Below are 8,548 nucleotides of genomic sequence, written 5' to 3' on the forward strand. Positions count from 1 at the left end.
CGCCCACCGGTAGGTCACGCCGCGGAGGTGTCCGTGGCGGTCTTCTCGTCTGCTGCATCCGGGGCGGCATCCGCCGTCGGCGTCACCTCGCCCGTGCCGGCCGCGGTCGCGCCGGACTCGACGGCGGCGAGAATGTCGGCCTTGAGCGATGCGCCCGCGAGGTCGATGTCGTTCTCGCTCGCGTAGCTCTTGAGCTGCGGAATCGTCCACGCCTCGTCGGGTGCGGACATCGCGGCGAAGCCCTGCACGCCGGCTCCGGCGGCCGCTTCGAGATCGGTCTCGTAGTGGTCGTAGTCGCCGATGATCTCCCCGAGGAACGGGTACATCGCGATGTCGGCGTTCGTGGCAACGCGGTCACCGTTCGGGCTGATCTCCAGCACCTCGATGACGTCGCGCTCCTTGATCGTGACGTCGTCGCTGTCGAACTTGTCGATCACGCATGCCCGCTTGCTGACACGCTGCCCGGACCCGCGCGTCGCCTTGCGAACGCCGGCGGTCGTGGCGGCCGACTTCTCGACGTAAGGCAGCTGGTTGGTCTGCGCCTTGGTCTCGAGGGCGACGAACGCGACCGTCGTGCCCGGCTCGCTGATGCGAGTGCGGACGACGCCGTTGCCCTGGTAACCGCGGGACTTCTCGACGGAGCCGGTGAGGGACTCGGTGATGCCGTCGCCGTTGAGCCAGCCCACGTCTTCGAAGGCGGGGTCGAGCTCGTCGTCGATGCTTTCCGGCAGAGCGGTGCCGATCGGCGCGAGGTAGATCGCGTCGTTGTCAGATCCGAAGATCCGCGCGTTGTTCGCGTTCACGGTCATGAGTGTGTCTCCTTGGGGTTGAGCCGGACATGACCGGCGCTGGTGACGACCGGGCGGATGCCGGAGGTCAGGCTGTGGGGTGGGTCAGGCCCTGTGGGCGCGGACGGTGAGCTGCACTGTCAAGCGCCATCGCGGGGTGTGGGTATCTGGGTCGGGCGACCAATACGGCCCGGTGATCTCTTCGACTTTCCTGACGAGCGGCATCCGGCGGTGATCGTTGAGCAGCGCGGTGCGGCACTCCTCAAGCACCTCGAAGGCTGTTACTGAATCTGGCGCCCAGGCTTCGACGGTGATCTGTGGACGGTCGACGATGCGGTTCGAGGCGGTGCCGCCGTTGCGCCAGGCGCGCACGAAGGTCGCGGGCCGCTCGGCGGGAACCGTGTTGACCACGCGATGCGGTGCGACGACGGGGAGGAGGAACTGACGGGTCATCGCCTGAGCGTCGGGGAAGGGCATCGCGTCTCCCTTCACCGTGGAGGTCAGTTGCCGGTGCTCTTGGCCTGGCCGAGAGCCCGCTCGAGTGCGGCGTTTCTCGCCTGTTCGCGCATGCCGCGAGCGTTTTTCGGTTGGACGTATCCGCGGGCGACCCAGCGGTGGGGCGATGCGACGTATTCGAAGTCCTCGCCTGCGGCCGCCGCCATACGTCGCCCGACGCTGTCGACGATGGCTTGCGCCTCCGGCGATCGCATGATCTTGTTCAGGCCGTTCAGGTCGAGCTGCACGGGGATGCGTTTGGGCATGTCGATCACCTACCCATCTGCGCGCGTGACCTCGACGGGCATCCACCAGCGGGTGGGGGTGTTGTCGGCGGTGAACGGTTGCGGGTCGCCGATCACCTTGCACGGTGCCTGCCCGCGGACGCGTATCAGCGCACCCCGGAGTGAACCGGTGAAGGTCTTCGGGAAGTGCAGGTTCCACGCGACGACCGTCCCGGCTGGTCGCGCGGTGTCGGAGATGTCGGCGCGTGGTCCGGGTGCGACGAGCACGTCGTCGACATTGGTCTCGTCGATGGTTTGGGTCGGCTCGCCGTGGGCGTTGTCGGGTCCGTCGATGCGGCGCAGGACGGTGACGGTTTCGCCGATCATCCGTCGACCAGTCCGAGTGCAGCGAGCGGGTCGTCGTGGACCTGGGGTGCCATGCTGACGGTGAAGGCCTGCTGGGCGGAGTAGCCCAGGAGGCGGCGCTGTTTCTTGGTGAGGAACAGGTCGCCGGAGGGGTTGATGTACTTCACCGACTGCGAGTACGGCCCGGCGGCCATCTGAGATGACTCGATGCCGTCGCCTGCAGAGGCGGCCGCGGTCTTGACCATCTCGCAGACGACGTCTGCGGCGAGGTCGGGGTCGATCGCGCCGTCGGCGGTCGGGTCGATGGCCCACAGCTGGATGCGACCATCGATGCCCGGGCACTCTGCGCGGAGGTACCGCGATGCGCGGGCCAGCTCCTTATCGAGCCGGCCCGCGATCGAGGCGGGGGGTGTGCCGAAGTTCTCCTCGTAGTACGCCGCATCGGCGAACGGTTCGACCATTCGGCCCACCCCCGTCTGTCACTCGCCGGACTCGTCGCCGGCGTCGTCGAGCAGCTGCTCGACCTGTGCGCGAATCTCGTCGCGCTTGGTGGTGTCCTCGACGACGATCCCGAGCCCTGCGGCGAACTTCGCCCACTCGTCTCGGGTCGCGTTGCCTGCCGGGGGCTGGGTCGACTCGTCGGACTCGTCGGACTCGTCGGAGCCGTCGGAGCCGTCGGACTCGTGAGAGCCGTCTGGCTCGTCAGAACCGTCGTCGCCGCTGGGCTCGTCGTCGTCGTTGCCGAGTTCGTTGAGCCACTCTTCGAGCTCCTCGCCTTCCTCGATCCACTCGCGATCGAGGACGGCGCGCGTGCCGGGGTCGACGTTGACGACGACCCCGGTGCGGCGGTTCGTGAGGCGGATCTGGTCAGCCATCAGGCGACCTTGTCCTCGACGACGGCGAAGCGGTCCGTGAAGACGTACCAGCCGTACACGATCTCCAGACGCAGGGCGATCTGGTTCTTCCGCTTCAGGTCGCCCTGGCCGTCCGGGTCACCGTAGCGGATGATCTCGACCGGCAGCTCGCGCTGGACACCCCAGCGGATGCCGTTGCGAAAGTCGCCGACGATGGCGCGGACGCCGGTGTCGGGAGCCTCCGGGACGCCCGAGACGGTGTCCCCCTGGGCGGTGGGCACACCCATGAAGTCCGTGACGTTCGTGCCGAAGCCGAGCTGCGGGTAACGCAGGTCCGAGGTGTCCCCCGAGCCGTCGCGACGCTTCAGGTTCGCGAGTGCCCACGCGAACTTCGGGTCGATGGCGGCGCCGTTGACCTGCTTGGACGCACCGACCAGGAGGCCGACCGCCGCGCGGAAGTCGTCGTCGGCGTCGGCCGTGGCCTGCTCGACGCGCTTCGTGGTCGCGGTGACGTAGTTGTCCCACCCGGTGATGACCGACCCGCTGAGCGGGTTGATGCGGTGGAACAGGCCCAGGTCCAGGCCACGCGAGAGAGCGACCTGGCCAGCGTCCGCGACCTCGCGCAGAACGTTGAGCTGGTAGTCCTCGTCGGCCCACTCCACCTCATTGCTGAAGCGGAGGGTGACCTGGCCCTTGTGGGGCTTGGCGGTGACTGCACCGAAGCCGGTCGACGAGGAGGACTTGTTGCCGCCCTCTTCGACGTACTCCATCTTCGGGAAGTCGTTGAAGGTGATGTAGTCGACCTCGCCGAAGCGCATCGGCTCTCGACCGGAGAGCCGCGCCACGGTCGAAAGCGACTTCGACTCCTTGATCATGCCGTCCGCGATGTTGCGAGGCATGAGAACCTTCGCGTCCGCGGTACCGAATACTGCCATGATGGTGCTCCTTTCAGAAGCGATCAGTCCTCGCCGGAGCCGAAGAGCTGACGCACCGCAGCGCGCTCTGCTTCTTCTCCGCCCGAGGTGTTCTCAGGGGTCTTTCCGGGGTCCGGCAGAACCGGACCGCGGCTCTTGATGAGCGGCTTGATCTCTTCGGCGTGCGCCTCGAGCTCTTCCTTGGTCGTCCCCCGCAGCACCTCCGCGGGCACGCCCTTCGTCTTCGCGACGTCGGCGCGCCAGGTGTCCAACTGCGTCTTCGACTCGAAGCCGGTGACCTTGGTCTGCAGATCGCCTACCTCCGTCTTGAGCGCGTCGCGCTCCTGCTCGGCGGCCGTCTTCGCCGTCTCGGCGTCGGTGGCTCGCTGCAGGGCCTCGTCGACCTTGGTCTTCTCCCGCGTCAGGCGGTCCTTGACCAGGTCGTCGAACATGTCCTGGGAGTCGATGGTGATGGGGAATTCCATAGCCGTTCCTCTTTCGCCCCGATTGACCGCTCGGGTCGGCGTAAACCCGCCACGGCGGCGGATGGTTTAGATGTCGTGCTCGTGCACTCCGTCGGTGAACTCGTCCGGGAACATGCGGCGCATGTAGGCGGCGATCACCTTCGGGTCCCCGCTGTCAGCCGCGGCGAGCGCTTGCGCGTACCGGTCGAACAGCTGGCGGGGGTCGTAGCCCTCGATGTGGGCGGCGTCCGCGTCGAACAGCGAGACGATCTGGCAGTCGCAGTCGTCGTGGAAGTGGTCGATTTCTCCGGCCGTCACCCGTGTCGCGTACGTGAAGCCGCGGGAGGCGAGCATCGCGCACCAGGCGCAGGTGCGGGCGCCGCTGGGCACGCGGCCGAATCGGGGGCGCAGCGGGTCGCGCATCGAGTTCAGCGCGATCGTGGTGCGGCCGGAGTAGGTGATGTGGCGCTGGACCGCGCCGGCGAGGCCGCCGAGGACGGCGGCGGGGTCGTCGGTGAACAGCACCCCGGCCAGAGCGCGGGTCGATCCCTGGACGACTTCGGCCGCGACTGGCGGGGCGAGGCGGGCGTTGAATCCCGATCCGGGTCGGATCTGCTCGTACCACTCGGCGGCTGCGATCGAGGCGAGTGCACCGTACTCGCGGACAAGCAGCGGAACGATCTCGAGGAGCGCGTCGCGGACGGCTTCGGGTCGGGTGAGGTCGAAGGTTGCGAAGTACCCGGTGAGCTCGTTTTGGGCGAGGGTGACCAGACGACGCTGCGCCGTGGACAGTCGAGTCACATCGGCGCGCGTCGTCATGGTCACCTCTCTTCGAGCTGGTCTGCGTCGTCCTTCGGCAGCCGCAGTGCGACGGGCGTCGCTCCGGTGAACCGGATACCGGCGAGGCCGACACGCGTCGCGGCGTCGTCGGGGTCGACGCCGGCGCGGATCGCGGTGCCGAGTGCGTCGAACTTCGCTTTGAGTGCTGCGGGGTCGTCGCCCGTCGCCTGTGGCTGGTCGACCCGGGCTTGCGTCTGGTCGACTTGCGGGGTCTGCCCGGCGAGAATCCGCTCGAGCACGCCGCTGCCGCCGGCCTTGGCCCGATCGGACTTCATGCGCGCGATCTCGGGCTCCTCGAATCCGGCGTAGCGGAGGGCATCGTCGGTCTCGGCCAGCCAGGGGAACACGCCCACGAGCTGGCCGAGGGCGGCCGCGGCCGTCGTCGGCGAGGTGAACGCCGGGTTGACCCACGTCGGCCGTAGCCCGCGCAGCTCGTCGGTCGGTTCTTCCAGTCCGTCGCGGAGCATGACTGCGCGTTGTGCGACCCGGCGGAGCGCGGCGCCGAGCACGCGGTTCGATGCGCGGGCGGTGACGATCAGGTCCTTCTCCGCGGCGTACAGGGCCTCAGCGGAGGGCGGGTTGTCCTGGACGATGCCGAGCGCCGAGATCGGGAGGTCCGTCTCTCCGGCGAACTGCGACGCGTACATGCGGTAGTGCTCGATCAGCGGCTGCATGGTCATCTGCGGCAGCTGCTCCACCTTGGGCAGCTCGCCCTCTTCGTCTCGACCGATCGCGAACCATCGGTCGATCGCGGCCTGCCACTTGCCGGACTTGAAGGCGTCCTCGGAGACGCCGAGGGCCATCATGCGCGGGGCGGCGAAGAACTCCGCCGCGCCCTCGCCGCGCACGACGGAGCGGATCGCGTTGTCGGTGATCGCCATGACGGGGCGGGTGATGCGCGAGCGCCCGAACGGGCGGTCGAGCTGCGGGCTCCAGGTGAGTGGCTCTGCGAGTACTTCGCGGAGCGGGTTCTCCTGGCGGGAGGTGACCCATGCTCCGGACGGGCGACGACGGCAGATCAGCACGACATCGGGCAGCAGGACGTCCATGCCGGTTGGTCGGCCGTCCTGGTCGACATCGGTAATGGCGAGCATCGCCGAAACGAGGCGGCGCTTCTTGTCCCACGTCCCCGCCGACCACTCGGCCGAACGTGCCATGATCAGCACGTCCGGGTCGCCAGCTGCGGTGTCGCCGAGAGTGGTCGTCATGAATGCGCAGGAGTGCTTGTAGGCGGACTCGATCGCCTGCGGCAGTTCGAGGTCGAACCGGTTGTCGTCGAGGAGTCCGGAGATCTCGAACGGATCGGTCGTGCTGGCCGGCGCGACGAAGGCGTCGAAGACGCTGCGCTCCGCGAGCTTGGTCACGGCCTTGGCGGGCCATCCGAGGGTGGCCTTGACCTTGCGGAGGATCTGCGGCGGGACGCCGATACCCAGATCGCGGAAGGGCATCTTGCCGTCGAAGTAGACGCTGCGCAGCACGTTGCGGGGCCGCTTCTTGGACCAGACGGCGACGAGGCCGCGGATGATGTCGAGTTCCTGGTCGGTGACGCCCTGCATGAACTGCGGGGTGATGTTGTCCAGGTAGGACGATGCTGCGATCACTCAGATCACCTCCTGCTTCTTGCCGGGTCGGCGCTTCGTGGTGCGCACGCCCCAGAGGGCGAGGCTGATCGCTTCGGTCGGTGTCTCGTCGCCATCGGCGGTGGTCGCCGCCCAGCCCCAGGAGCCGGCGGTGCCGCGGAACTTCTTGTCGCACACGGCCACCGACGCGTCCAGGAGGTCACCCTCCGGGGCTGCCGGGTGTGTAACGGTCGTGCCGCGAACCGCATCGGGGAGCATCGAGCACGCCGCGAAGTACTCCGGCGTGGATGCCACGCGGATTGCCTTCGCCGACACCTTCCGCTCACGGAGAGCGAGAGCGAGCGCGTCGGCGCCTGCACGGCCGGAGATGGTGATCTGCGCGATTGTGTGGGCGCGCAGAGCGATCCAGTCGGCGAGCGGCCCAATGCCCTCTTCGAGGGAGCCGGTGTTGGCGTCGATGAGTTCGAGGTGGCTGCCGCCGGAGTGCTTGAGTGCCCCGGCGACGGCAACGCGCGTGCCGTCGGCGGAGAAAGCGACGCCGAGAGCGCGCAGCCCCTCCTCGGGTACCGCGGTCACCTCGGTGGCCTGCCACTCTTCGGCCATGATCTCGCGCGAGCCGCCGAGCTCCTCCTCGTCCCAGATGCCCAGGCCCTCGCGGGCCCAGTCGCTCGGGTCGGTGAGGTTCTCCCGCAGGCGCAGGATCGACTCCCACGGCGTGCGGTCGGGGAATGAGGGGTTGGCCTTTTCGAGCGTGGCGCGGTCTTCGACGTCGTCGCCGGCGTCCGCGCCGACCTCGACGTAGAGGGTGTCGTAGTCGACCGGGTCGCCCTTGGCGCGCTGTTCCTTGATGGCGAGCGCCTTCTTGCGGCGTGCCCGGAACACCTCGGCGGGGTCGTCGGGCTTGGGCGGGGTGCCCATGTAGATGATGAGCGGGTTCGTGGCGGTGTTGGCCGCCGGGATCATGTCGGACAGCGCCTTCGCCTTGAGGATCTGCGCCTCGTCGAAGACGACGATGGTCACACCGGGGATGCCTCGGCCGAAGCCGTGCTCGCGCGCGCCGAACATGATTCGCGAGCCGTTCGCGAACTTGATGCGCTGCTTGCCGTTGCCCTGCCGGATGCCGTTGTGGGCGATGTAGGGGGCGATGCGGCGGCGGCGCGCGAGGGCCGACAGGGTCTCGAAGGTCTCGTCGGAGGTCGCGGAGTGGTGCGCAGTCCACAGCACCTTGATGCCGGGGAACAGGATGCACAGCGCGAACACGATCGTGCCGATCGAGAACGTCTTGCCGACCTGGCGGCAGATCGAGATCAGCACGCCTCCGATGCCGGCGGCGTAGAGGCCGTTCTCGCGCTTGGCGAGGATTGCCCGGCCGAGGCCCTTCTGCCAGGGGTCGTGCTGAACGCCCATCTTCCGGCACTGAGCTTCGACCGCCGGGTACCCGGTGGTCTTGATTCCGGACGGGACGACGAGGTGCTTCGCGACGTCCGACAGCCTGCGCTCAGAGATCTTCCGGGTCGAGGTCTTCGTCTGGGGCGGCCGCGGCATCTGCTGCCTCCTCGGACTCACGCGCCTCGATCTCGTCGAGCTCGCGCATCGTCGCGTCCAGGAGGCGCACGTTCGGCGGCAGATCCCGCGGCGCCATACCGGCCGCGATCTGCTCCGCGAGCTCGTCACGAAGCGCCTGCAGGAACGCCTTTCGATTGCCGGAGCGGGCAGCGTCGACGAGCGTCATGGGCGGCGGCGCGGCGGCGTCCATCCACTTCCGCAACGTCGGCCGGGATACTCCGAGGGCAGTTGCCACTTGTGAAATCGACTTTGCAGCTCGGGCCTTCGCGACGGCGTCGCGCTTGAAGGCTTCGGAGTAGGCGGGTTTGCCGCGAGATCCCGCGGACTTCGGGGCGCCCACGGCGCGCAACTGGGCGTTGGATGAGGCCATGTGGTGTCACCCCCTGGAAAGTGGAAAATCCCCGGGGAGAGATCGGCCCTATGCCTCCGGGAGGGCCGGGGACGGCGGGGGGAGGGG

Annotated in this window: 12 protein-coding genes; all 12 read right to left on the bottom strand. The window is 68.4% G+C overall.

Annotated elements, in window-relative coordinates; all coding sequences use genetic code 11:
• Window positions 1–14: 14 nt before the first annotated feature.
• A complete protein-coding gene (locus HCX50_RS16065; protein WP_167635034.1) occupies window positions 15–809 on the bottom strand; it encodes a phage tail tube protein in 795 nt (264 codons plus the stop codon).
• A gap of 84 nt (window positions 810–893) precedes the next feature.
• Window positions 894–1,265 carry a hypothetical protein gene (locus HCX50_RS16070; protein WP_167635035.1) on the bottom strand — a complete coding sequence of 124 codons (372 nt, stop codon included), beginning with the start codon at window positions 1,263–1,265 and terminating at the stop codon, window positions 894–896.
• Between the two features lie 23 nt (window positions 1,266–1,288).
• On the bottom strand, window positions 1,289–1,558 hold the full coding sequence (locus HCX50_RS16075) for a hypothetical protein (RefSeq protein WP_167635036.1): 270 nt from the start codon (window positions 1,556–1,558) through the stop codon (window positions 1,289–1,291).
• Window positions 1,559–1,894 (bottom strand): hypothetical protein, encoded by a 336-nt coding sequence (locus HCX50_RS16080; RefSeq protein WP_167635037.1) that lies wholly within the window; start codon window positions 1,892–1,894, stop codon window positions 1,559–1,561.
• Window positions 1,891–2,334 carry a hypothetical protein gene (locus HCX50_RS16085; RefSeq protein ID WP_167635038.1) on the bottom strand — a complete coding sequence of 148 codons (444 nt, stop codon included), beginning with the start codon at window positions 2,332–2,334 and terminating at the stop codon, window positions 1,891–1,893. The genes HCX50_RS16080 and HCX50_RS16085 overlap by 4 nt, the downstream gene beginning before the upstream one ends.
• Window positions 2,335–2,352: 18 nt before the next feature.
• Complete coding sequence (locus HCX50_RS19755; protein ID WP_205829311.1) at window positions 2,353–2,748, bottom strand: hypothetical protein; 396 nt, start codon at window positions 2,746–2,748, stop codon at window positions 2,353–2,355.
• Window positions 2,748–3,662 carry a phage major capsid family protein gene (locus HCX50_RS16095; protein WP_167635039.1) on the bottom strand — a complete coding sequence of 305 codons (915 nt, stop codon included), beginning with the start codon at window positions 3,660–3,662 and terminating at the stop codon, window positions 2,748–2,750. The genes HCX50_RS19755 and HCX50_RS16095 overlap by 1 nt, the downstream gene beginning before the upstream one ends.
• 23 nt (window positions 3,663–3,685) lie before the next feature.
• The gene (locus HCX50_RS16100; protein ID WP_167635040.1) at window positions 3,686–4,126 is read right to left on the bottom strand and encodes a hypothetical protein; all 441 of its coding nucleotides are present in this window, start codon (window positions 4,124–4,126) and stop codon (window positions 3,686–3,688) included.
• Between the two features lie 66 nt (window positions 4,127–4,192).
• Entirely contained in the window at window positions 4,193–4,924 is a 732-nt protein-coding gene (locus tag HCX50_RS16105; RefSeq protein ID WP_167635041.1) for a VG15 protein, read from the bottom strand.
• A 2-nt stretch (window positions 4,925–4,926) separates the two neighbouring features.
• Entirely contained in the window at window positions 4,927–6,546 is a 1,620-nt protein-coding gene (locus HCX50_RS16110; protein ID WP_167635042.1) for a phage portal protein, read from the bottom strand.
• Window positions 6,547–8,070, bottom strand: coding sequence for a terminase (locus tag HCX50_RS16115; RefSeq protein WP_167635043.1), 1,524 nt, complete (start codon window positions 8,068–8,070; stop codon window positions 6,547–6,549).
• Complete coding sequence (locus HCX50_RS20085) at window positions 8,024–8,461, bottom strand: transposase (protein ID WP_167635044.1); 438 nt, start codon at window positions 8,459–8,461, stop codon at window positions 8,024–8,026. Before HCX50_RS20085 ends, HCX50_RS16115 begins: the two co-directional genes overlap by 47 nt.
• Window positions 8,462–8,548 lie beyond the last annotated feature (87 nt).

Origin of the sequence: Microbacterium sp. B19(2022), from assembly GCF_012030385.1 — a bacterium.
Lineage (GTDB): Bacteria > Actinomycetota > Actinomycetes > Actinomycetales > Microbacteriaceae > Microbacterium > Microbacterium oxydans_B.

Bases quoted from the DNA above. Each gene is read 5' to 3' on its own strand.
- HCX50_RS16065 (WP_167635034.1), bottom strand. From the start codon at position 809: ATGACCGTGAACGCGAACAACGCGCGGATCTTCGGATCTGACAACGAC.
- HCX50_RS16070 (WP_167635035.1), bottom strand. From the start codon at position 1,265: ATGCCCTTCCCCGACGCTCAGGCGATGACCCGTCAGTTCCTCCTCCCC.
- HCX50_RS16080 (WP_167635037.1), bottom strand. From the start codon at position 1,894: ATGATCGGCGAAACCGTCACCGTCCTGCGCCGCATCGACGGACCCGAC.
- HCX50_RS16085 (WP_167635038.1), bottom strand. From the start codon at position 2,334: ATGGTCGAACCGTTCGCCGATGCGGCGTACTACGAGGAGAACTTCGGC.
- HCX50_RS19755 (WP_205829311.1), bottom strand. From the start codon at position 2,748: ATGGCTGACCAGATCCGCCTCACGAACCGCCGCACCGGGGTCGTCGTC.
- HCX50_RS16095 (WP_167635039.1), bottom strand. From the start codon at position 3,662: ATGGCAGTATTCGGTACCGCGGACGCGAAGGTTCTCATGCCTCGCAAC.
- HCX50_RS16100 (WP_167635040.1), bottom strand. From the start codon at position 4,126: ATGGAATTCCCCATCACCATCGACTCCCAGGACATGTTCGACGACCTG.
- HCX50_RS16105 (WP_167635041.1), bottom strand. From the start codon at position 4,924: ATGACGACGCGCGCCGATGTGACTCGACTGTCCACGGCGCAGCGTCGT.
- HCX50_RS16115 (WP_167635043.1), bottom strand. From the start codon at position 8,070: ATGCCGCGGCCGCCCCAGACGAAGACCTCGACCCGGAAGATCTCTGAG.
- HCX50_RS20085 (WP_167635044.1), bottom strand. From the start codon at position 8,461: ATGGCCTCATCCAACGCCCAGTTGCGCGCCGTGGGCGCCCCGAAGTCC.